28 protein-coding genes are annotated in these 23,608 nt (G+C 40.7%); all 28 read right to left on the bottom strand.

The features are described from left to right. Positions 1–41: 41 nt before the first annotated feature. Positions 42–923, bottom strand: coding sequence for a translation elongation factor Ts (gene tsf, locus ACCB35_RS09535; protein ID WP_044337375.1), 882 nt, complete (start codon positions 921–923; stop codon positions 42–44). A 149-nt stretch (positions 924–1,072) separates the two neighbouring features. Continuing rightward, a complete protein-coding gene (rpsB, locus tag ACCB35_RS09530; RefSeq protein ID WP_044337376.1) occupies positions 1,073–1,780 on the bottom strand; it encodes a 30S ribosomal protein S2 in 708 nt (235 codons plus the stop codon). Positions 1,781–1,938: 158 nt separating this feature from the next. Then, a complete protein-coding gene (locus tag ACCB35_RS09525) occupies positions 1,939–2,364 on the bottom strand; it encodes a DUF6115 domain-containing protein (RefSeq protein ID WP_374056666.1) in 426 nt (141 codons plus the stop codon). Between the two features lie 232 nt (positions 2,365–2,596). Beyond that, a complete protein-coding gene (locus ACCB35_RS09520) occupies positions 2,597–3,355 on the bottom strand; it encodes a FliA/WhiG family RNA polymerase sigma factor (protein WP_374056665.1) in 759 nt (252 codons plus the stop codon). Positions 3,356–3,455: 100 nt separating this feature from the next. Beyond that, positions 3,456–3,953, bottom strand: a complete 498-nt coding sequence (locus ACCB35_RS09515; RefSeq protein WP_374056664.1) for a chemotaxis protein CheD — start codon at positions 3,951–3,953, stop codon at positions 3,456–3,458. Beyond that, entirely contained in the window at positions 3,950–4,585 is a 636-nt protein-coding gene (locus tag ACCB35_RS09510) for a chemotaxis protein CheC (RefSeq protein ID WP_374056663.1), read from the bottom strand. Before ACCB35_RS09510 ends, ACCB35_RS09515 begins: the two co-directional genes overlap by 4 nt. A gap of 14 nt (positions 4,586–4,599) precedes the next feature. Next, positions 4,600–5,025 carry a chemotaxis protein CheW gene (locus ACCB35_RS09505; RefSeq protein WP_374056985.1) on the bottom strand — a complete coding sequence of 142 codons (426 nt, stop codon included), beginning with the start codon at positions 5,023–5,025 and terminating at the stop codon, positions 4,600–4,602. 33 nt (positions 5,026–5,058) lie between these two features. Beyond that, positions 5,059–7,077 (bottom strand): chemotaxis protein CheW, encoded by a 2,019-nt coding sequence (locus ACCB35_RS09500; RefSeq protein WP_374056662.1) that lies wholly within the window; start codon positions 7,075–7,077, stop codon positions 5,059–5,061. 15 nt (positions 7,078–7,092) lie between these two features. Further along, entirely contained in the window at positions 7,093–8,175 is a 1,083-nt protein-coding gene (locus tag ACCB35_RS09495; protein WP_374056661.1) for a chemotaxis response regulator protein-glutamate methylesterase, read from the bottom strand. Positions 8,176–8,184: 9 nt separating this feature from the next. Further along, complete coding sequence (locus ACCB35_RS09490; RefSeq protein WP_374056660.1) at positions 8,185–9,045, bottom strand: MinD/ParA family protein; 861 nt, start codon at positions 9,043–9,045, stop codon at positions 8,185–8,187. Then, positions 9,026–10,180 (bottom strand): flagellar biosynthesis protein FlhF, encoded by a 1,155-nt coding sequence (flhF, locus tag ACCB35_RS09485; protein ID WP_374056659.1) that lies wholly within the window; start codon positions 10,178–10,180, stop codon positions 9,026–9,028. The genes ACCB35_RS09490 and flhF overlap by 20 nt, the downstream gene beginning before the upstream one ends. After that, positions 10,177–12,213, bottom strand: coding sequence for a flagellar biosynthesis protein FlhA (gene flhA, locus ACCB35_RS09480; RefSeq protein ID WP_374056658.1), 2,037 nt, complete (start codon positions 12,211–12,213; stop codon positions 10,177–10,179). The genes flhF and flhA overlap by 4 nt, the downstream gene beginning before the upstream one ends. An 18-nt stretch (positions 12,214–12,231) precedes the next feature. Then, a complete protein-coding gene (gene flhB / locus ACCB35_RS09475) occupies positions 12,232–13,314 on the bottom strand; it encodes a flagellar biosynthesis protein FlhB (RefSeq protein ID WP_374056657.1) in 1,083 nt (360 codons plus the stop codon). Position 13,315: 1 nt separating this feature from the next. Further along, complete coding sequence (fliR, locus tag ACCB35_RS09470) at positions 13,316–14,092, bottom strand: flagellar biosynthetic protein FliR (protein ID WP_374056656.1); 777 nt, start codon at positions 14,090–14,092, stop codon at positions 13,316–13,318. Between the two features lie 4 nt (positions 14,093–14,096). Beyond that, positions 14,097–14,366, bottom strand: a complete 270-nt coding sequence (gene fliQ, locus ACCB35_RS09465; protein ID WP_044337389.1) for a flagellar biosynthesis protein FliQ — start codon at positions 14,364–14,366, stop codon at positions 14,097–14,099. Positions 14,367–14,379: 13 nt separating this feature from the next. Then, positions 14,380–15,045 (bottom strand): flagellar type III secretion system pore protein FliP, encoded by a 666-nt coding sequence (gene fliP, locus ACCB35_RS09460; RefSeq protein ID WP_044337390.1) that lies wholly within the window; start codon positions 15,043–15,045, stop codon positions 14,380–14,382. Further along, entirely contained in the window at positions 15,038–15,676 is a 639-nt protein-coding gene (locus ACCB35_RS09455; RefSeq protein WP_374056655.1) for a flagellar biosynthetic protein FliO, read from the bottom strand. Before ACCB35_RS09455 ends, fliP begins: the two co-directional genes overlap by 8 nt. Positions 15,677–15,700: 24 nt before the next feature. Next, positions 15,701–16,063, bottom strand: coding sequence for a response regulator (locus ACCB35_RS09450; RefSeq protein ID WP_374056654.1), 363 nt, complete (start codon positions 16,061–16,063; stop codon positions 15,701–15,703). A 24-nt stretch (positions 16,064–16,087) separates the two neighbouring features. Then, positions 16,088–17,263: a flagellar motor switch phosphatase FliY gene (gene fliY / locus ACCB35_RS09445; protein WP_374056653.1), complete on the bottom strand. Its 1,176-nt coding sequence runs from the start codon at positions 17,261–17,263 to the stop codon at positions 16,088–16,090. Beyond that, on the bottom strand, positions 17,253–18,251 hold the full coding sequence (gene fliM, locus ACCB35_RS09440; RefSeq protein WP_374056652.1) for a flagellar motor switch protein FliM: 999 nt from the start codon (positions 18,249–18,251) through the stop codon (positions 17,253–17,255). Before fliM ends, fliY begins: the two co-directional genes overlap by 11 nt. A 33-nt stretch (positions 18,252–18,284) precedes the next feature. Next, on the bottom strand, positions 18,285–18,710 hold the full coding sequence (gene fliL / locus ACCB35_RS09435; RefSeq protein ID WP_374056651.1) for a flagellar basal body-associated protein FliL: 426 nt from the start codon (positions 18,708–18,710) through the stop codon (positions 18,285–18,287). Then, positions 18,700–18,921: a flagellar FlbD family protein gene (locus ACCB35_RS09430; protein WP_374056650.1), complete on the bottom strand. Its 222-nt coding sequence runs from the start codon at positions 18,919–18,921 to the stop codon at positions 18,700–18,702. The genes fliL and ACCB35_RS09430 overlap by 11 nt, the downstream gene beginning before the upstream one ends. A 78-nt stretch (positions 18,922–18,999) precedes the next feature. Then, complete coding sequence (flgG, locus tag ACCB35_RS09425) at positions 19,000–19,857, bottom strand: flagellar basal body rod protein FlgG (protein ID WP_374056649.1); 858 nt, start codon at positions 19,855–19,857, stop codon at positions 19,000–19,002. 67 nt (positions 19,858–19,924) lie between these two features. After that, positions 19,925–20,311 (bottom strand): TIGR02530 family flagellar biosynthesis protein, encoded by a 387-nt coding sequence (locus ACCB35_RS09420; protein ID WP_374056648.1) that lies wholly within the window; start codon positions 20,309–20,311, stop codon positions 19,925–19,927. Between the two features lie 11 nt (positions 20,312–20,322). Then, positions 20,323–20,955: a flagellar hook assembly protein FlgD gene (gene flgD / locus ACCB35_RS09415; RefSeq protein WP_374056647.1), complete on the bottom strand. Its 633-nt coding sequence runs from the start codon at positions 20,953–20,955 to the stop codon at positions 20,323–20,325. A gap of 8 nt (positions 20,956–20,963) precedes the next feature. Then, complete coding sequence (locus ACCB35_RS09410) at positions 20,964–22,535, bottom strand: flagellar hook-length control protein FliK (protein WP_374056646.1); 1,572 nt, start codon at positions 22,533–22,535, stop codon at positions 20,964–20,966. Positions 22,536–22,560: 25 nt separating this feature from the next. Beyond that, a complete protein-coding gene (locus ACCB35_RS09405; protein WP_374056645.1) occupies positions 22,561–23,154 on the bottom strand; it encodes a magnesium transporter MgtE N-terminal domain-containing protein in 594 nt (197 codons plus the stop codon). 4 nt (positions 23,155–23,158) lie between these two features. After that, positions 23,159–23,605 carry a flagellar export protein FliJ gene (gene fliJ, locus ACCB35_RS09400; RefSeq protein WP_374056644.1) on the bottom strand — a complete coding sequence of 149 codons (447 nt, stop codon included), beginning with the start codon at positions 23,603–23,605 and terminating at the stop codon, positions 23,159–23,161. Positions 23,606–23,608: the final 3 nt, after the last annotated feature.

Genomic DNA, 23,608 nt, shown 5'->3' with positions numbered 1-23,608 from the left:
CTAGGTGTTCCCTACTTATAGATGTTTAACTTTAGCTGCTCTTATTTGTTTACTTGGTTCATTACTTCTTCTGCGAAGTTTTCTTGACGCTTCTCAAGACCTTCTCCTACTTCGTAACGGGTGAAGTCAGTTAAAGTAGCGTTATTTGCTGCAAGGTATTGACGTACTTTTTGATCTGGATTCTTTACGAATGTTTGATCTAAGATACAGATATCCTCGAAATATTTTCCAAGGCGACCTTCAACCATTTTTTCAACGATGTTTTCAGGTTTTCCTTCATTTAATGCCTGTTGCTTTAGTACTTCACGCTCACGCTCTACTTCTTCAGCAGAAACCTGGTCGCGGGATACATATTTAGGATTCAATGCTGCAGCATGCATCGCAACATCTTTCGCTACATTTGCATCAGTTGTACCTTCAACAACTGTAAGAACAGCAATACGGCCACCCATGTGCAGATATTCACCGAACGCAGCGTTATCAGCTTTCGTACGGATTTCAAAACGACGAAGAGTGATTTTTTCTCCGATTTTAGCGATAGCGGCATTGATGAATTCACTTACAGTTGAACCATTTGTCATTTTTTGATCAAGTGCTTCTTCAACAGAAGCTGGTTTGTTTGCAAGCAGGTGGTCAGATAATTCTTTTACAAGGTTTTGGAAGTTTTCGTTTTTAGCAACGAAATCTGTTTCTGCATTTACTTCAAGAATAATTGCAGTGTTTCCTTCGCTTGCAATGTAAGTAGTACCTTCAGCTGCGATACGGTCAGCCTTCTTAGCTGCTTTCGCAATCCCTTTTTCACGTAAAAAGTCAATTGCTTTGTCCATATCTCCGTCAGTTTCTGTTAACGCTTTTTTACAGTCCATCATTCCAGCGCCAGTTTTTTCACGAAGTTCTTTAACCATTTGTGCAGTAATTGCCATAGTGGGTTTCCTCCTTAGATTAACTATGTAGACTATGTCACCAGTAGGTGAGAGTCAAAAATGTACTGTCTCAATAATTGAGTACAGTAAATGTGAATACTCTTTAAAAAAAGGTGATAAGGGTAAACCCTCTTATCACCTTTCATTCATTACTCAGCTGCTACAGCTGCTTCTTCACCTTGCTTAGCTTCTAAAATAGCATCTGCCATTTTACCTGTAAGAAGCTTAACTGCACGGATCGCATCGTCATTCGCAGGAATAACAACATCGATTTCGTCCGGATCACAGTTCGTATCAACAATACCCACGATAGGGATATGAAGTTTACGAGCTTCAGCTACTGCAATACGCTCTTTACGAGGATCGATGATGAATAATGCATCAGGTAGCGTGTTCATATCTTTGATTCCGCCTAGGAATTTAACTAAGCGCTCATGTTCTTTTTTAAGTTGTACTACTTCTTTCTTAGGTAGTACTTCAAACGTTCCGTCTTCTTCCATTTTTTCAATTTCTTTAAGACGTGAAATACGCTTTTGGATTGTTTCGAAGTTAGTAAGTGTTCCACCTAACCAACGTTGGTTGATGTAGTACATACCAGCACGTTCTGCTTCTTCTTTAACAGACTCTTGTGCTTGCTTTTTCGTACCGACGAAAAGAACTTTACCGCCGTTACCAGCTAATTCTTTAACGAAGTTATAAGCTTCTTCAACCTTTTTAACTGTTTTTTGAAGGTCGATGATGTAGATTCCGTTACGCTCAGTGAAGATGTATCTCTTCATTTTTGGGTTCCAACGACGGGTTTGGTGTCCGAAATGTACACCAGCTTCTAGCAATTGTTTCATAGAAATTACTGACATGTGTGTTTCCTCCTAAATGGTTTTTGTTTTCTCCTCCGTTTCCGTCATCTTGTAGTAGAAACTATTCGTTTGAATAGCACCATCCACCTCAATCGAGAAACGTGTGTAATCACACCATGAATACTATAGCATACCTATACTCGCCAATCAAGAACTTCCTACATAATTTGACGAAATTTTAGAAGGAGCTCAATTTCAGTCTTACCTTTTCCGACAGTTTGAGCTATTTCTTCGATGGTCAATCCTTCTCTCTTTAGTGAGAGAACCTGTTGAGTAAAGGGATCTTCGTTGGTTCTTACTGTAGGTTTCATTTCCAACTTTTTTTCGTCGGTTCCCCTTGGTGTTGTTTTTTGCTGATAGGCCTTTGAAGCTTGCTTATACCCCGCTCCTGTCCACTTGGGATTGGTTTGAAGCGGGGAACTGTTTATATTCTCTTCGACCGTTTTGTCAGTGATATGTGTTTGACTATTAGCATGATTAGTAAAAGTACGCAGGAACTCTTCGTTCTCTTCTTTCATTTCCATCAGATAAGTAGAAATGACTACTTCCAATTCACTGATCATTTTCTTATGGTCTTTTTCCATGTTAAGAAAACGATTTTGCCTGGAGTATAAAATGACGATTGCCAGTAAGGAAACAATATTAAGAAGAAAAGATATAAAAAGCAGGAATGTTACCATGTCATCACCTTAGTTCAGTTTGATTTTAGTTTTTCCCAAGCATGTAAAAGGACTGCTCCCTTAAACCGTATTTCAGCGGAAACAGACCATCAATATCTATTGTCTGGGCTCATTTATCGTCCTGTCAATTAGAGTTTCAAGAGCCTAATAAGTTCCGCAGTTTAAAGATGGCCTTGGAATGGATTTGTGAAATTCTTGATGTTGATAGCTTCATGACTTCCCCGATTTCCGTTAACGTTAATTCTTCTTTGTAGAATAAGCTTAACACAAGCTGTTCTTTATCGGAGAGGGTTAGAATCGTTTTCTCTAACTCCGATACTTTTTCACCCTTCAACACTTCATCCTCAGGTGAGATCGTTTTATTATCTTTAATAGAATAGCTCTGAGATTCATGATCGTCATCGGTTAGTTGTTCATCCATTGAAAGGACATTGGCAAAGAAGTGCTCATTGGTCGTTTGGTAAACTTCTTCCGGAGTGATTTCTAACGAAGCAGCTACTTCCTCAGCCGTCACGTGTCGTAATAAAATTTGTTCGAGTTCCAAAGTTTTGGCTTCAATTTTTTTCGCACGGTCCCTTGTTGATCGCGGAAGCCAATCTTCTTTTCTTAGTCCGTCCAAAATGGCTCCCCGGACTCTGAAGGAAGCATATGTATCGAACTTTAGATCTCTTGTTGGATCAAACTTCTGAAGTGCATCCAGTAATCCCATCAACCCAAGACTCTTTATATCTTCTCTCGAGACGTTTCTTGGCAGCCCAATGGAAATCCTCTGAACATGATACGACACAAGGGGCATGTACTTCTTCACTAACATGTCACCTGCCTGGGTATCACGGCTTTTGATCCATCTCTCCCAATATAGTTGTTCATCTGTTCGAGGGGGTTGCTGAGACATAAGTATCCTCCTAGCTTACTATTTTCTTTCTTGAAACCTATTGTAAAGTTAAAAACACCTTGAGTATGAGCAACTGAACTATTTGAAACTGAACATAAACTCACAATTCCTTAGTTCCTTCATTAACTATGCGAACATGAAGAATTCCAGTCGATGGAAAAAATTCAATGGTTCTCCCTTTGTTACCACCAATGTCCTCTGCTATAATCGGCACTCGATGCTTCAAGAGGGCCTCTTTCACCGCATCCGCATTCCTCGGACCGATTCTCATCACATCACTTTTTGTCTTAAATTGAAACATTTGTGCACCGCCCGCCATTTTGCACTTAAGTCTCCTAACATCCGCTCCCCGTACACCCAGTTGTCGAATGAGTTCATCTATTCCAGTGTCTGCGTACTTGGCTAAGTTGATCGAAGGCTCTTTCCCTATCGTAGAATGTGGGAGCATAACGTGGACCATACCTGCCAATTTAATAATCTCATCGTATATTACCACTCCAATGCAGGAACCTAAGCCCGATGTTCGGATTGAACTTCCCTCACCAACGATATTCATATCTGCAATTCCCACCTTTACCACGGTGTTTAAAGTGATCATACCTTCACACCAAGCGATTGAAAGATGATCTCAAATGAATCCGGATCGGGTAAGAGGAAGAAATGACCTTTCACACTTTCCGATTCCTCGAATTCTTCTTCCTTCAAGGCAGTATCAATGACGATCGCATAATCACTCACCTGAGAAATTTCAAGTAATCCGAAACCGATGATGGCACCAGCCATATCTACCGATAAAGCTGGGACTGAAGGTAAAAGCTTAAGATTGGTAAAGTCAGATAGGGACGTCAGATAAGACCCTGAAAGAATATTACCTAACTCTTGCATAGCTGATAATCCTAATTCTGAATAAGGCGGGTCACTAAAGGAAAACGACCCGTCCTGCAACATCGTCCGAATATACATAGAAGCTTGTTCAAGAGGCAACAAGAAAAACATGCTTCCAGGTGCTTCCCCTTCAATCCTTAAGAAAACACTTACGACTACATTATCCGGTCCTCCTGCCATGTCCATCATTTCATCGAATGTAACAATCTGCACACTGGGCACCTTCATATCAATCTTCTTACCCAGTAGTGTGGAGAGGGCAGTTGCAGCATGCCCCGCTCCAATATTACCGATTTCTTTCAAAATGTCTAAGTGCATTGATGATATTTTCTTTTCATATGCCATTCGTATCCGACCCCTTAAATGGATTGCAGAATTTTGTCCAGATGGAGCAGGATCATCAATCGTTTGCTTTGCCTGACTACTCCACCAATGTACTCTGCCTCCACTATTCCGACAACTTCCGGGGGCGGTTCAATCATTTCTCTCGCTACATCCAACACATCATTTGCTGAATCAACGATCAATCCTACTTCTTTATCCTCTAAACCAACGATAATCACACGGGTGCTTTCCGTTGAGTCTGAAGAAGGTAAATCAAATCGGCTTCTTAAATCGATTATAGGAGTTACGACACCTCGTAAATTGGTTACACCCATGACATAGGAAGGTGTTCCAGGCACTCTCGTAATATATGGCAGCTTCTCAATTGACCGAACCTGATTGACGGGAATGGCATACTCCTTATCCACCAATTGAAATACGATAAGCTTTAGGTCTTCCATTGTCTCTGTCACTACACTCATTTCCCTTACCTCCTATTTTATCAACGCATTACAATCAACAATCAGAGCTACCTGCCCATCACCCAATATTGTTGCACCTGAAATGGCAAATACATCATTAAGGTAATTTCCTAAAGATTTTAGGACAATTTCCTGTTGACCAATAAATGAATCCACTACCAACCCTGCCATTTTTTCTCCTTTCCTTACAACCACGACAGAATAAAACTCTTCATCTTTTGAATCTTTAGGAATATCGAATACATCCTCCAGGAATAACAACGGAACCACCTTGCCTCTGAAATCTATCACTCTTTGATTATGTGCATTCATGATCTCTTCTTTCTTGACAATGGCCGTTTCTATAATCGAAGAAAGTGGAATTGCGTATTTCTCGGCTTCAATTTCAACAAGCATGACGGAAATAATCGATAGGGTTAGTGGTAATTGAATAGAAAACAGTGAGCCTTGTCCAACAGTCGAGTCGATTGCAATTGAACCGCCCAATGACTCAATCGTTGCTTTAACGACATCAAGTCCAACTCCTCTTCCAGAGATATCAGAGATTTGCTCAGCAGTAGAAAAGCCTGATGACAGGATGAGTTCATAGATTTGTCGATCGGTTAAGGTTTGCCCAACTTCTTCTGATACAACTCCTTTTTGAATCGCTTTCTCTAGGACCCGCTGTTTATTTATTCCTGCACCATCATCTTCAAGTTCGATAAATACATGATTTCCACTATGGTAGGATCTCAGCTTCACTGTTCCTTGCTCTGGCTTACCGTTTTTCAAACGGACCTCAGGCATTTCGATTCCATGATCCAGAGCGTTTCGAATTAAGTGGACGAGAGGGTCTCCAATTTCATCAATGACCGTACGATCAAGTTCGGTTTCAGCCCCTATGATCTCTAATTCTATTTTCTTATTTAAATCTCTTGCAAGTTGTCTTACCATGCGTGGAAAACGGTTAAATACCGTCTCTACAGGAACCATACGCATATTGAGAATGATGTTTTGTAAGTCTGCGGAGATCCGTGTCATTCTTTCAACCGTTTCATTTAATTCAGGGTTATTCAAATCTTTAGAGATCTGTTCAAGTCTGCCCCTATCGATGACAAGCTCCTCAAAAAGATTCATAAGTACATCTAAGCGTTCAATATTCACACGGATCGTTTTGCTGGAAGGGTTCGATTGTCTTCCCGTACTATTAGTTGTTTTAGGCATCATTTCTTCCCGTTCTTTTTCAACCACTTCCCTCTGCTGTTCCTCATATGCATTATTTTCATTACTATGAAGATGATGGGAGGTGAGTTCCATTAAAGTGACTTCTTCAACTTCAGATACCTTACGTATACTTTTTTCTATGTCACTTGCATCCTCTTGTGAGACAACAGCTACAACAAAGGAATGATCAAACTGTTCTTCTTCCAGCTGTTCTACAGTTGGGAAAGACTTAATGACTTCTCCGAGTTTTTCCAGCACTTCGAAAACCATATACACTCTTGCTGCCTTTAACAGACAATCCCCCCGCAAGGAAACGGTGATTTCAAAGCAGCAGAATCCCTGCTCGAAGGATTGCTGAATAACGGTTTGTTCAAATGCTTCGTACTTCATGGACAATGTATGTATTTCGGTAGCTGCGGCAGCTTCATTGCTGGCTGATTGTAGAACTTCACCCTTTTCAATCGCCTGGAGGAGAGTAACTACTTCTGTCACGTCCCGTTTCCCATCTCCGCCTTCTGCGATAGAAAACACCATTGCTTCTAAGTCGTCAACGGATTTAAACACAACATCCAAAATTTCTGGCGTCACTTTTATTTTTTCGTTTCGAATGGCATCCAGTACGTTTTCCATTTTATGAGTAAGGTTCGCTAAATCTTCGTATCCCATCGTTGCTGACATTCCTTTTAATGTATGGGCTGAACGAAATATTTCATTTACGATCGCCAAATCTTCAGGATTTCTTTCCAACTCCAGTAATTGCTCATTGCAAGTTTGTAAATTTTCCTTACTTTCTTCTATAAAAACTTCTAAATATTGGCTCAATTCCATGTGCTCCACACCTCTCTACAACATGTACTTCATAATTGATTGAGAAATATCCCCGATGTTTTCCACGCTGTCCACCAAATTTGTAGCGATAGCCGATTTCGGCATTCCAAACACAGTACAAGTCTCTCTTGATTCTGCAATGGCTTTCACATCGCCTCGTTCTTTAAGCTTGATCAATCCCTCTGAGCCATCAGAACCCATGCCCGTCATAATGACAGCAATTTTCCCATAGTTTCGAATCAAGCTTACGGATTCGAACAATATGTCAACGGAAGGTCTATGACCATTCTTTGGTGATTCTTCCTTTGAAAGTTGAAAGGATAATTGTGATCCAAACTCGACCACCTTTGTATGAAAACCGCCTGGTGCTATATATGCAGTTCCTTTTTGGAGGATTTCTTCTTGCTCTGCTTCCTTCACTTTAATGGCTGCTTGACCATTTAACCGATTGGCGAGTGATCTGGTAAAACCGGGGGGCATATGCTGCACCACTACAACTGGTGCATCCAGATGAGGTGGTAACTCTGTCAGCACCCGTTGTAAAGCTCGGGGACCTCCTGTTGATGTTCCAATAAGGATTATCTTCGGAGAGTGCACGCTCCATTTGCTTACAGAAGCTAACGCCAGTCTTGCCCCATCAGCAGGTCCCGTTGATTCTTTACATTCTGATTTCTTTCCATAAGCTTTGGATATTTTCGTCATATTCACCTTGCTTGCCGCGGCTACTTTTTCAACGATTTCATCTTGAACTTTATGAAGGTCCAATGAAATGGTGCCTGATGGTTTAGCAATAAAATCAACGGCTCCAAGTTCCATGGCTTCAAAAGTCTCTTCTGCCCCTTCTATCGTTGTGGAAGAGAGCATCACGACAGGTACCGGACATTCACACATAATTCGCCTTAAGGCTTCTATTCCATTCATCCTTGGCATTTCAACATCAAGGGTTACGACGTCAGGACGGAGTTTTTTAATTTTCGAGATTGCGTCTTCACCATTCCTTGCTATTCCTATCACTTCTAGCTGCTTTGAGGCTGTCAGAAAGTCACTAATAAGTTTTCTCATAAATGCTGAATCATCTACAACTAGAACCTTTTTCATTCAGGACTTTTACCTCCCAAAAAATAAATTTCTCATACTCTTTATAAAGCCTATTTGTTTACTCACTGGTGGATTCACTCCACCTGAAAGCTGATGCAACATTGCTCTGAGACTTAAGGTCATGGCTGAAGCAGGATACGCAACGACAATGGGGATTTGATGAATGACCGCCTTCCTTAGAGCTGGATCTTCAGGTAAGACCCCTAAAGAAACAATCTCCTTATGGAGAAATTTCCTCACCGTTTCTTGTAATCTGATAATCGTTTCAAGACCTTCCTTCTTGGATTCTGCCCGATTACATGTCAGATAGAACTTTTTCTCTTGATCTCTCAAGTAAATATATTTCATCATCGAGTAGGCATCTGTGATTGAAGTAGGTTCAGGTGTCGTGACTACAATGATTTCATCCATGGCCAGAAGGAATTCTACCGTCTCTTTCGAAGCACCTGCCCCCATATCGAAAAGAATATAATCATACTTATGAACTGCATACTCCATCACTTCAAAGAAGCGTTCTATCTGTTTCTCTTTCCACTCCACTATATTTTTCAGGCCGTTCCCACCGCGTATGTAAGAAATACCATGAACATTTTTACAGATAATCGTGTCGATATACAATTCTTTTTCCTCGATATAATCCATGATTGAATAGGAATGATGACTTCCCAGTAAAATATGAATGTTTCCCATACCGATATCAAGGTCAAATAATAATACTTTCTTATTTTCTTTACCAAGCAAAATTGAGAGATTAGTTGAGATATTCGATTTTCCAACCCCACCCTTTCCACTTACAACTGCAATCGTTTTTGCAGGAGGAGCGTCGCCTACGAGCATTTTCCTCCTTAGGTTATATGCTTGATCTCTCATAGCGAAATCCTTTCATTAATAAATGACCTAGTTCTTCAATATTCATCTCGGTGATATCCTCGGGAACATCCTGACCGATTGTTACATAGGCTGCACCGATCTTCACCTCGGACATCATGTTGATCATAGAGCCATAACTGGATGTTTCATCCAATTTCGTGAAAATGAACCGATCAATGTCAATAGAAGAAAATTGTGAAATGATTTCCTTCATATCCCGCTCCTTGCTGGTAAGGGAAAGGACCAAGAACGTTTCCATGTGATGCTTGAAGTCGATAATTCCCCGCAAATCCTCTACATATTTATTTTCTCTAAAATTCCGGCCAGCAGTATCGATGAACACATGGTCGTAGTCCCGGAATTTATCGATTGCTTTTCTAAAGTCTTCCATTTTATAGACTACTTCAACTGGTACATTCAACAGACCGGCATAAGTTTTTAATTGCTGGATCGCTGCAATACGATACGTATCCGTCGTGATAAAAGCAATTTTCATCCGTTTCTCGATGACTGCTTCAGCCGCCATTTTTGCTAAAGTAGTTGTTTTACCGACACCTGTCGGACCTATCACGTTAATATATTTCTTCTTGTAACTCATACCTCCTGAAGTGATTTCCTTAAGAAATGCATTCAGAAAGTGTTGGACTTCCTGTTTAGCCCATTCATTCCGATTGTCCCCTGGAATGAAACCTCTCTTGATTCTTTCTTCAAGATAGTCACCCAGTTGGAAGAGTGTTGTGTCACTCACGTCATGTTCTTTAAGATAAAACAGGATTTCTTGAACATCTTCAGGGTATTTCTGAAATTGATTTTTTGATTGAATGGTAGAGATCATATGTTTTAGCTCTTTTAATTCTGACTCTACCGATCTATCGGCATCGTATTTTTGTTCGGATGGAGCAGGAGGAACGAATTGTGCATTTGACTCTTTCATTCTGTTCATTTCCATCTTTTCACTCTCGATTTCTGGATCGATGGCGGCAATGACTTCAATCGATTTCTTCTTGAATAACCCCATAAATCCGCCCGAATACGCTACTTTAGAGTTTAGGATGACAGCATCATCCCCTAATTCAGCTCTGACCTTTTTCATCGCTTCATTCATGGAAGGTGCTGCATATTTCTTTACTTTCATCCGACATTCACCACCCCTAAACTTTGTACTTCTACATTTGCTTCTAATTCGTTATATGAAATGATAGGCACCTGCGGGAAATACCTTTCTGTTAATTGTCTGACGTACATTCTCACTGCGGGAGAACACAGAATGATCGGTGACTCTTCCATAAGAGATAGCTGTTCCACTTGAGATGCGACTGCTTCAAGTATTCCTTGAGAGTCGTTTGGATCCATAGATAAGTAATTTCCATGCTCCGTTTGTTGAATGGCATCTGCAATCATTTTTTCGACTTTTCCAGACATGGTCACAACTTTTAAGGATGTGTCCCCTTGAAGATATTGACCGGTAATTTGTCTAGCCAATGATTGCCTTACATACTCAGCTAAAAGATCTGTATCTGAACTCATTTTGGCATAATCAGCAAGTGTTTCAAAAATAATTGGCAGATTCCTGATTGACACGTTTTCCTTTAACAACTTGGCTAATACCTTCTGTACTTCACCCACTGTCAATGGATTCGGAGTCACTTCTTCCACTAATATAGGGTAGGATTCCTGCAAATGATCAATGAGCTGTTTCGTCTCCTGCCTGCCCAGAAGCTCGTGAGCATTTGTTTTAATCATTTCAGTTATGTGTGTCGACACGACTGATGGTGGATCCACAACCGTATATCCGAATATTTCTGCCTGCTCCTTCATTTCTTCTGATATCCATTTAGCAGGTAGTCCGAATGAGGGCTCGATTGTATCAATTCCCTCAATGGAATCATCCTCCACACCTGGACTCATGGCTAAATAGTGATCAAGCAAAAGCTCTCCACGGGCCAATTCATTGCCTTTAATTTTCAAGCGGTATTCATTCGGTTGAAGTTGTATATTGTCCCGGATCCTCACTACAGGTATGACCAGCCCCAGCTCTATCGCTAATTGACGTCGTATCATCACAATCCGGTCAAGGAGATCTCCTCCCTGATTCGTATCAGCTAGGGGAATCAGACCATAGCCGAATTCAAATTCTATCGGATCCACATTCAGCAGGTTCACGACACTCTCCGGACTTTTCATTTCATCTTGCTCTACTTCTTCTTCCATATCTATCACGTCTCTCTCGCTCTCATTTGTAGACTTGGAAAGCATGTAGGCTCCTATTCCCAATAGAGCGGCGACAGGGATTGTAACGATGTCGTTAATAGGAGTAGCTATACCCAACATGAAAATGGTGAAGGCAGCAACGTATAACATCGCGGGATACGCTAGAAGCTGATTCATAATATCCTGTCCCAGGTTGCCATCAGATGCGGCCCTTGTTACCACAATACCCGTGGCAGTTGAAATTAATAGTGCCGGTATCTGGCTGACGATTCCATCTCCGACGGTCAGCAATGAATAACGGGTTGCCGCTTCTGCAATAGGCAGGCCTTCTTGTGTCATTCCGATGATAATCCCGAAAATTAAATTAATCATTACAATGACGATTCCCGCTATGGCATCCCCTTTGACGAACTTTGATGCACCGTCCATGGCACCATAGAAATCAGCTTCCCGCCCAACTTTTTCACGACGATCTCTTGCATCATGTTCTGAAATCATTCCGGCATTTAAATCGGCATCAATACTCATCTGCTTACCAGGCATCGCATCAAGGGTAAACCTTGCTGCAACCTCTGACACACGTTCTGATCCTTTTGTTATGACAATAAATTGAATCACTATAAGAATGATGAATACTACGAGACCGACAAGTATGTTTCCTCCCACTACGAATGTTCCAAAGGTTTCCACAACGTCCCCTGCTTCACCCTTACTAAGGATTGATCTCGTTGTGGAAACATTTAGACCTAATCGAAAAAGTGTTAAAAGCAATAGTAGAGAAGGAAATATCGAAAATTGCAAAGGTTCATTCATATTCATTGAGGTTAGGAGTACAAGGAGTGCGAGTGAAATATTAACGATGATCAAAAAGCTTAGTAACCATGATGGGAATGGGATGATAAGCATGGCAACGATTAATATGACACTGGCTAGTACGGATAAATCTCTTGCTGACATTGTTTCTCCCCTAACTGCTTACATTTGATTTTTTATTCGATAAACATAAGCTAAAATTTCTGCTATGGCCTTGAAAAATTCTTCAGGGACGGCATCGCCGATTTCAGCTGAGTCATAAAGCGACCTGGCTAAAGGACGGTTTTCCACCAGTACCACATCGTTTTCATTGGCAATATATTTAATCTTTTGGGCTAAATAGTCAACGCCTTTTGCCACTACATAGGGCGCATCCATCTTCTTCTCATCGTATTTAAGCGCAATGGCAAAATGAGTAGGATTCGTAATAACTACATCCGCATCGGGAACCTCCTGCATCATGCGTCTCATGGCCATTTCACGCTGTCTCTGCTTAATTTTGGATTTGATTAGAGGATCGCCTTCGATGTTTTTATGTTCATCTTTGAGATCCTGCTTAGACATTCGGATATTTTTCTCAAAATCATATTTCTGATAAAGAAAATCGAATAAAGATAAGAATAGTAGCGCTAGTGAAGCAGCGATTCCCATCTGAACTGTAAGGCTTGCCATCGTCGCTAATGAATCACCCACTGATTTAAACGATAAGCTTAACACTTGATCAATGTTCTTCCAGAGAATGACGAACGTGATCGCCCCTACGAAAGAAATTTTCAGAATGGATTTTAATAGTTCAACGATTGCTCTTAAAGAGAAGATGCGCTTAAACCCTTTAATCGGATCAATCTTTTCAAGCTTCGGCTCAAGCGGTTTAGTCGTAAACATGACTCCTACTTGTATATAATTCGAAAACAATCCGGCAAGTAAGGCCACTAACATAATCGGACCGAGAAGCAATGCAATCTCCTTCATAATATCCATGGTTAAAACTTGAACTGTATTCTCTGTCAGCTCCATCAGCATGTATTCCTGAAAGGTTTGATTAAAGAGATCGAACACAATATCCCCAATATATGAAGCACTGAACGTAAGAAATAAAAATACGGCAAGAAGGATGATTGCTGTATTCACATCCTGGCTCTTTGATGTTTGTCCTTTTTTTCGTGCGTCATCCCTTTTTTTCGGAGTTGCTTTCTCCGTTTTCTCCCCACTAAAAAACTGTAGGTCTAATGATAGCCACTGCAATTTATGTGCCTCCAATTATTTTCATTAAATCTCTCATGGTCACGAACATCATCTCAAATAGCTGCTGCATGACTGCAAACATCACACCCATTACAATGAATAGCACGATAAAGGCAACAGCAATCTTAATAGGAAATCCAACGACAAAGACGTTCAATTGTGGTACCGTCCGGGCGACAATGCCCAAAGCCACATCTACCAGAAATAATGTTGCAACTACCGGAATCGACATTTGAAACGCAATGATAAACATTGAATTAAAGGACGAAATAACATAATCAATTAATCTCTCATCCCCAAATGGAATCCAAGGACTATCGATGGGGATCAATTGATAACTATAGAAAATTCCGTCCAGTAGTAAATGATGGCCGTCCAGGGCAAGCAACAAAAGAAGTGCAAAGGTGTATAAATATTGACCCATCAAGGGGCTTTGGGTTCCTGTTTGAGGATCGATCACATTGGCAATGGCAAACCCCATCTGAAAATCTATGAATCCCCCGGCTATCTGGATGGCCGTTACAATCATATAGGCCACAAACCCGATCAGAAGACCGATCATGGCTTCTTTCATGATCAATAAAAAGTATTGTCCGTCGATTTCAAATGCCGCAGAATCAATCGTGTAATACATCACCCATGAGAGTACGACCGAGAAAGCGATACGATGCTGTGCAGGTATATTACGATATGAAAACAGGGGCATCGTAACAAAAAAAGCCGAAACCCTTACAAACACAAGTAAGTATACCGATAAAATAGGGACAAGTTCTTCCATTCTCTTACCCTACGAACCTTGTTAAATCTGAGAAGATTTGTGAAGTATACGTCACAAGCTTCGTTAACATCCAAGGTCCAAAGAAAACAATTCCGATCAAGACCGCCACGATCTTTGGTATAAACGCAAGGGTTTGTTCTTGTATTTGTGTTGTTGCTTGAAAAATACTGACGATCAACCCTACTACGAGGGCTAACAACAGTAATGGACCGGAAACGATGAGGGTTACATATATTCCACGCTCCGCTATTGCGATAACAGATTCAGCGTTCATTGAACTCACCTACTTAAAAACTTTGTAAAAGAGATTTTATTACTAAATACCAGCCATCCACTAATACAAAAAGTAAAATCTTGAAAGGCAAAGAAATCATAACAGGAGGGAGCATCATCATTCCCATGGACATCAAGACACTCGCTACCACCATGTCGATGACTAAGAAAGGAATAAAGATCATAAATCCTATTTGAAAAGCCGTTTTAATTTCACTTAATGCAAATGCCGGTACTAAGGATGTAAGAGGTATGTCTTCCACAGACTCCGGCCGCTCTGCCCCGGAATATTGTAAAAACAACTCTAAGTCCTTTTGTCTTGTATGCTTACTCATAAATTCTTTAAAAGGAATGGAAGCCTTGTCGTAAGCTTCTTCAAGGTTAATCTCTTCATTAAAAAGAGGGGTCAACGCTTCATCGTTTACCTCTTGAAAAGTTGGAGCCATGATAAAGAATGTTAGAAATAGTGAAATACCAATTAATACCTGGTTCGGTGGCATTTGCTGTGTAGCGAGAGAAGTTCTGACAAAGGACAGGACAATCATGATACGGGTGAAAGATGTCATTAAAATCAGAATACTGGGTGCCAGTGAAAGGACGGTAAATAATAATAGCAGCTTTACGCTTGTCGATACATTATCAGCAGAACTACTATTAAAAAACTCCATGAATTCATTCATTTGAATGATTCTCCTTATTCTTTAAGTCCTTGAACATCTTCTTTCTTCCCTGGCTCATCTCCTCAAGCTGTGATTTCAACTGCGATTGAAATGAACTTGGAGATGAAGACGGAGAAGGTCCACTTACCTTTGTCAACCAACTGGAAAAGGCTGTTTTGGCATCAGGAAATTGTGCTTCCTGATAATAGGATAGTATCTCTTCTTTTTCTTTCTCATCCTGAATCTCTTTCAAAAGCTGAATATCTTCTCCAACACCCAGTACAAGTACTTGCTTGCCTACCTTAACAATTTGTACGGAACGATTGCCCCCGAGAGGCGTTCCACCTAAATGATTGATTATTTTCGTCTGTTGAAAGGATCTTCCTTTTTGATTGATAAATTTCAATAAAAAATATATGAGTGCAACTACAAAGATAAGAGCAACGATCATTTTAAGATAATCCAAAAAAGTTACCGAAGTAGAGACCCCTGATCCGGAACTGTCCTCCTCATTACTTTGTTGCTCATTGCATTTCTCAGGATGCTCTATGCAGTTTTTGACATTATTCACTTCCGCAAATGCTGTTAAATTTACAGCATTTGCAGTAATGATGAAAACAATCAGACCCACTAGAATTTGAATCTTCTTCAACACATGCACCTTCTTACTAGTCTGTTAGCTTAGAGCTTTCTGAATGGCTTCGATTACACGATCTGCCTGGAATGGTTTAACGATAAAATCCTTTGCACCCGCTTGAATGGCATCGATCACCATTGCTTGTTGACCCATTGCAGAACACATAATGATTTTCGCACCCGAGTCGATTGCTTTGATTTCCTTCAAAGCTGCAATACCATCTTTTTCCGGCATCGTAATATCCATTGTGACCAGGTCAGGTTTCAGTTCTTTATATTTATCAACAGCTTGGCTCCCATCTGCTGCTTCTCCAACTACATCGAATCCATTTTTCGTTAAAATATCTTTAATCATCATTCTCATAAAAGCCGCGTCATCAACAATCAGAATTTTATTCGCCATTACCGTCATCCTCCATTGTCTAAGTTATTTAAGTTTTTTAATACGATCACTTTGACTTACGATGTCCGTAATTCTGACACCAAAGTTCTCATCTATCACGACAACTTCCCCCTTAGCCATTAATTGGCTGTTCACAAGAATATCAACCGGCTCTCCCGCTAATTTATCAAGCTCTATAATGGAACCGGAAGATAGTTCAAGGATGTCCCTGACAGACCGGTTCGTCCTTCCGAGCTCTACCGTTACCTGCAGGGGAATATCCAATAGCATATGTAAATTTTTTGTTTCCTGCTGTCCCAACGTCGTCGGTTCAAAATGACTAAAAGTAGCCGGTTGTACATTTACGGTTTCCCCATGTACTCCTTGTATACCCAGGTGCTGTGGCGAGCTCTGCTGATGGGACGCACGAACAAGTTCCTCATCCATACCGCTATTTACTTTCTGCGGTAGTGAAGTACCTTTGGGCGGGTCCAAGCTTGGAGCAACCGCGGCTGCAACTTCTTCAGTAGCTCCACCATTCATTAATTCATCAACCAGACTCTTGGCAAAAGTTAAGGGTAACAGCTGCATAATGCTCGAATCAATGAGGTCCCCAATTTTCAATGAGAATGATACCCTCACTAACAGATCTTGATCAGGAATGTTTTCTTCCCCTTCCCCTTGTGGTATGTACATCAAATCGATGGAAGGAGGGGAAATATCCACTTTCTTACTAAACACCGTGGACATGGAGGTTGCAGCAGAGCCCATCATTTGATTCATTGCCTCTTGCACGGCGCTAAGCTGTATTTCCCCCAATTCACCAGATGGATTCCTTCCATCCCCACCAAGCATTAAATCAGCGATGATCGATGCATCTGATTGTTTGATCACCAGCAAGTTCACTCCTGAAAACCCTTCAGTATATTGAACTTGAATGGCGACATACGGATGAGGGAATTCCTCTTCTAAATAATTTTTATTTATGATGGTTACTTTAGGGGTCGTTATCTCAACCTTTTGGTTAAGCAAAGTAGACAAAGCCGTTGCAGAACTCCCAAAGGAGATGTTCCCGATTTCACCTAAGGCATCCTCTTCAATCGGACTAATGTAATCATTACTATTTATCTTCATGCGCTCTTCTGTGTCCTCTTCGGGTTCTGCAGAACCACGAAGAAGAGCATCAATTTCATCTTGTGATAACATATCATCACTCATCATCGTCGTCTCCCCCCTTCAAGGAATCTAAAATTTGTACAGCCATTTTCTTTTTGGACTGCCCTGGCTGAGCAGTGAATTTAGGAATTTCACCCACTCTGATCGTTAAAGGATCATCGATTCGGGTGTTCATTTCGATTACGTCACCAATATCCAGCATAAGGAACTCTTCAATTGAAATATCTGAACGTCCTAATTCAGCTACAATTGGGACTTGGGCTTTCTTGATTCTTCTTTCAAGATGTGCCGTTTCTTCCGGCTTACTCTCTTTACGTTTGCTTTCCATCCAATAGCTTCCTGATAATTTCGGAAGGATCGGTTCCAGGACAACGTGCGGAATGCAGATGTTGATCATGCCACTTGTTTCACCAATCGTTGTGTTTAAAGAAATGACCACAACCGTTTCATTTGGTGAAACCATCTGAAGGAATTGCGGATTCACTTCAAATTCAGCAAAAAGCGGATCTACATCTGCCACAGTGCTCCAGGCTTCCCTTAAGTTTTCAAACGCTTTTTCAAATAGCTGACTCATGATCCTGGTTTCAATTTCCGTTAAATTCTCTACTTTGTTAACGCTGACTCCTCTTCCACCCATCACCCGATCCATCATCGAATAAGCGATATTAGGGTTGATTTCCATGAGGATCCTTCCATCCAATGGAGGTAATTCATAGACATTTAAAATTGTCATTTTCGGAACGGAACGGATAAATTCCTCATATGGGATTTGATCGGCAGAAGCCACGTTTATTTGAACGTACGTTCTTAGTTGGGCAGAGAAATAGGTAGTTAAGATACGGGCGAAGTTTTCGTGAATTCTAGTTAAACTTCGGATTTGATCCTTCGAAAACCGTAAAGCTCTCTTAAAATCGTACACTTTCACTTTTTTCTCTTCTTCTTCTTTTTTGAAATCATCTGCGCTCATCTCTCCCGTATTTAGAGCAGACAACAGAGCATCGATTTCACTTTGTGATAAAATTTCACTAGCCATGCCTTCACCTCCGAACACTCGATATAAGCTACCTTATTGAATCATCATAGAGGTGATATAGACTCTTTCTACCATACCTTCTTGCATAAGGGAGTTTACTTTGTCTTTGAGCTTTGTTTCGATCAATTCTTTCCCTTTTTTCCCCTGCAGTTCTTCCGCCTTCAATTCTGAAAGCTCTTCTATGATGATGTTATTCACTTGAAAGTCTCTCTTTTCCAACTCACTTTTCGCTTTTTTACTATCCGTTTGAATTTTAAAGGAAATACGAATAAAATCATTGCTCATCAAGTTGGTTGTCGTCTCAGGGATATCCACAGAGTTTTCAATAACCTCTTCAATTGAAGCTTCCTTCGTTTCTTCATCTCCTGAAAACTTCATAATGACAACTAACGCAATCACCCCTATGAGCGTAATCGTAACCAACAAGATCATCATGATTGTCAGGGCTTTACTCTTCATTCGTACTCCCTCCCCCATGCGGCACACTGAGTAGATTTGCTTCTTGAAAGAAAGAAAGTGTCAGGCAGCGAACCTCGTCCACCGTTTCCTTCACAACATATCGTCTGCCATTTGTTAATAGAATCGTAGTGTCCGGAAACGCTTCTACTGTTTCTATGTATAAAGCATTCAACATAAATGCCTTTCCATTCAGTCTGGTTAACGTGATCATCAGCTTTCGGGACTGACAAATCAGGGATTCACCAGCGTCCCCCCTGATTAGTCAGTCCCTTCCTCCCTTTTTAACGAATTAACGTTTCAAGTTTACAAGCTCCTGCAGAATTTCATCCGACGTTGTGATGATCCGTGTATTTGCCTGGAAACCACGCTGAGCCGTGATCATTTCGGTGAATTCTTCGGATAGGTCTACGTTGGACATTTCGAGGGTACCAGAAACGATTGATCCTGCTCCAAATTCTCCCGGCGCATTTAATTGTGGTGGCTCAAAAGTATTATCATTATCGGGATCAATATAACCTGAATTATTCGTTTCTTGGTATAGATTTTCTCCTACTTTTTGGAGACCTCCCGGATTAGGGAATTTGGCAATCATGATTTGTCCCGCAACTTTCAAGTCCCCAGCATTATCAACATAAGAAATCTTACCATCACTCCCAATGCTAAAACTTTGAGCATCGGTAGGGATTTTCATTTCACCTATTGTATCTAAGAGTGTGTCATTGGTATTATCCGGTTGCTTTCCTTGCAGTTTGTAACCGTTGGAGTTCACAAGGGTGCCATCGTTATCTAAATACATATTTCCTGCCCGGGTGAATAAGTTTGTTGTCCCTTCTTGTACCATAAATAAGCCGTCCCCTGATATTGACAAGTCCAATGGTCTAGCGGTTGTTTGAAGACTTCCTTGTGTATCTATCGTATCAATGGAGGAAATTTGAGAACCTAACCCTACTTGTTTAGGGTTAATACCTCCTTTATTTGCACTTGATGCACTAGCCCCTGAAATTTGTTGACTAACAATATCTTGAAATGTAACTCGACCTTTTTTATATCCATACGTATTAACATTCGCGATATTATTTCCGATTACATCCAGCTTTGTTTGAAAGTTTTTCATTCCACTGATACCCGAATACATTGAACGTAGCATTTTTTTTCCCCTTTCGTGTTAGCTGCTTCGATCATTCCACAGCTACAGGCTTCCTATTTGGTCCAGCCTATGAGTCTATTAGTATGGTTCCATTAATATTTGTGAAAATTTGAGAACTTGCTTCCTCACGGTCTAATGCTGTTATCACTGTTTTATTTTTTGCACTTACAATGAGGGCTGCATCTTTTAAAATCACCAGTGAATCTTGAACACCCTTAGTTTTCGCTTCATCCAATTTTTCCCCTATCTTCTCCCATGTATGTGGAGTAATAGAGATTCCCCGTTGTTCCATCCTTACCTTTGCATGCTTACTGATCTGCATAGGGGGTACGTCATGAATGGCTTTATCTAATTGGGCAGCAAAAGATGATGCGATGGAAGGTTTAGTAATAGCTTTCGTATTAAAATTTGGTGCAATTGGTTGCAGTGAACGATGAACGAATGTCTTTTCCATACAACCACTCCCTAAGATTCGATTTTAATTAATTTATCACTGGAAATTTTGTCACCTGCTTCTGTATGAAACCAAATAAGTGAATCTTTCTTTGAAACGGATTGAACGATTCCGCTCATCTCTCCATCTTCAGTGTTCCATGTTACGTTCTTTCCAATCAGTAATGATGCATTTACGAGAGAAGCTTCAGGGGTATCCGTCGTATTCACTTGTGAAATATTCCCGGGAGTCAGGATCGTGCCGTCCTCCATGATGAATTCAACAGAGTCACCTTTATAGCGGACTCCCTTTACAAATCCCTGTCCTTCTTGTATATCAGGTGCATCACCCTCTTCAGACTCTATGATTTTATGCCATGTCACTTGTTTACCAACAAACTGATTGTAAGAGATCAATTGTGTTTGACTTTGGTTATCCACAAATTTCTCCATTGTTTTCGTCAGGTTCGTCATCTGCTCTAATGATGAAAAGGTAGCCATTTGTGCGATGAAGTCTTTGTCCTGCATCGGATTCAACGGGTCTTGATTCTGTAATTGTGTCATCAGGATTTTCAGGAAGTCATCTTTTCCCATAATATCCTTTCCACCTTCACGCTGTTTTGTTTGGGGGGTGGAATATAGTAAGCTTGGATCGATTTTCGTCATATTATCACCTATATTTCGGTACTTACGAGATAATCCTTAAAGGATTGAGTGCTTTCTTTTTCCTGGCTTCCTGCATGTTCGGATTGATTCTGATTCTGTTTTTGGTGTTGTGAGGACTGTTGTTGTGACTGTCCTTTAGATTGCCGCTCAGCATCTGCTAACGCCTGTGAGATTTCAATCTTCTCCACTTGAAGGTTCTGTGATGTGAATGCATGCTTCAATCCTTGAATTTGAGAATCCAGCATTTCTTTCGCAGTTGCCGTTGAAGCCAATATTTTTGCTGTCATCACTCCATTTTGCTGCAGAAGTTCGATTCTTAATGAGCCCAGTTGCTCTGGATACAACTTGATTAATAGCTTACTCATGTTTGGTTGTGACAGCATTTTAGATTTACTTAGGATATTCTGGAATTCTTTTACAAATTGTTCGTATTTATATGGGCGATTGCCTGTTGGGAGTCTCATGGAAACCGATTCTGTTTTCGGAAGAACAAAGGGTAGATGGTTTCCCTGAATCGGTTGAATACTTTTCTTTTCTGCTGTGACACCTTCTGTATATGAGTGCTTTTCGCGTGTTTCCACAGGTGCTTGGCGTTGAAAGGCTTCCTTCATCAGCCGGGACCAATCTTTCACATGATTAAACTCTCTGGCTATCGGTTCATCTACTCCCGTTTGAACGACCTTAATCATGTCTTTAAGTTCCGACGCTTTTGCTGCTTCCACCACAAGTAAGTCACGCTTCACAGCCAGAAGTTCAACGACCTTGACAAGTCTGGTGACTTCTTCTATTGATTCTGATTTCGGAGGGACCAAGTGTAGATGGTTTCCCTGAATCGGTTGAGTGCTTTTCTTCTCCACTGTGCCCCCTTCTGTTGGGGACTGCTTTTCCATTGTTTGCACAGGTGCCTGTCGTTGAAAAGCATCTTTAAATACCCGGGTCCAATCCTTACCCTGATTAAACTCCCTCGCAATAGTTACATCTACACCCGATTGAACCATCTTCAACACATCTTTTAGCTCGGTCGCTTTTGATGCTTCCACCACAAGCAAGTCACGGTTAGCTGTCAAAAGTTCAATGACCTTTACAAGTTTGGTTACTTCTTCTATTGGTCCTTTTCCACTTATGCCCGGCGCCTCATTTTTTAATGCAGATTGCAGCAGCTGCATCGTTCCCAACAAGATTTCATGAAGATCATCTGCAATTTCACCTGATGAAGATGAGGATTGCTCAGTCCCAATAAGAGCAGATTGAAGCTCAGAAAAAAGTGTTTTGACGGTTCCTTTATCCACGCCAACTATTTCAGCAATTTGGTCGTAGTCAAATTCGTTTAATCGGGATAATTCTTCTAACTCTCCACTAGTTAGTCCAACTTCATCCAGCTCTGTTGCACGTAATATGTCTTGCAGGCTAACTAGAAGAGTTGGCCTCTCGGGTTGTTTTACTTCTTCCCTTTCAACAACATGATTCGATACAAATCCTACTAGTTTCGAAAACCCATCCGTTTCTTTCTTGGGAAGCATTGATTCATTTCTCATCCCCATGGGAGAGGTAGGAGCTTTTATACCTATTCCGATTTCCACTTTTTCACCTCCTCTCATGCTTTAGCTAACTTTCCACCGTAGAGAGCAGCTCCGTGTATCTTGCAGCATCTTCCGGAGGCATTTTTTCTAAAATATCAGCTAGAGTATCCGGTTTGATACTTGATAGAATCTTCATCGCCTCATCATCATTCATGTTCATCAGAACAGGAGCTGCACTCTTTGCAGACATGGATTCAAATGTACTGACCACCTCTTTAAAGGCACGTTTGTTTTCTTCACCAATCTGCCGTAACTCTTCAAGCTCTTCTTTTTGCCGCTGAATGGTTGCTTGTAGTTGTTCGTTATCACTGTCTTTTTTATCCGCTTCACTTTGAAGCTGGGCAATTTTCGCCTCTTGATCTTCTGTTAAAGCTTGAAGTGAGATCATTCGCTCATGTATTTGGTCTGCATCCTGTGTACCGTTTACCGGAAGGACTCTAGCTAAAAATGGAATATCCGAACTTAAAGATTGCGCTTTTTCAAATACATTTATTCCTGCTACTGTCATGATTACAAGAGCGAAGGTTATAGCAAATAAGAGAGGAATGAAGAAGATAAACACTACCCTTTGAAATCGACCTGACTGCTCTTTTTTTTCCTCTTCGATTACCTTTGCCATGAAATCACCTGACTCCCCGTTTCATATATTGAAAGACTGACACTTCGTCTAATTGTTTATTTTCCACTTGTTGAATGCTTTGTAAGAAGCGATGGAGATCTTTTTCTTTCATCTTTTCGTATTTCTTCACTTCTACATTCATGTCCACAAGTTTCTCTTCGTACCAATTCATTCGGTTTCTAGCTTGTATCACCAGGTCCTGGTAATAAGAAATGGTCTTCTCGAGATTGGTAATGAACTGTTGATGATGACGGATATCCTGTACTGATAAGCCATTTTGCAATTTGGTTTCTTGTAGCTGTTCAAGCTCTTCTTTCTTTTTCAGGAATTCATAAAGCTTCCCGGCAACTTTTTCAAATTTTTCAATGGAGCCTCTGTACATTTCTTGTACTTCATCTTTTTCTTTTTCCTTCAATGTTAAAATCCGTTGAAACCTGTATTGATAATTCAATCG

This window comes from Rossellomorea sp. FM04394, assembly GCF_041889765.1.
GTDB lineage: Bacteria > Bacillota > Bacilli > Bacillales > Bacillaceae_B > Rossellomorea > Rossellomorea aquimaris_B.
This window is presented reverse-complemented; position numbering and strand designations above follow the sequence as displayed.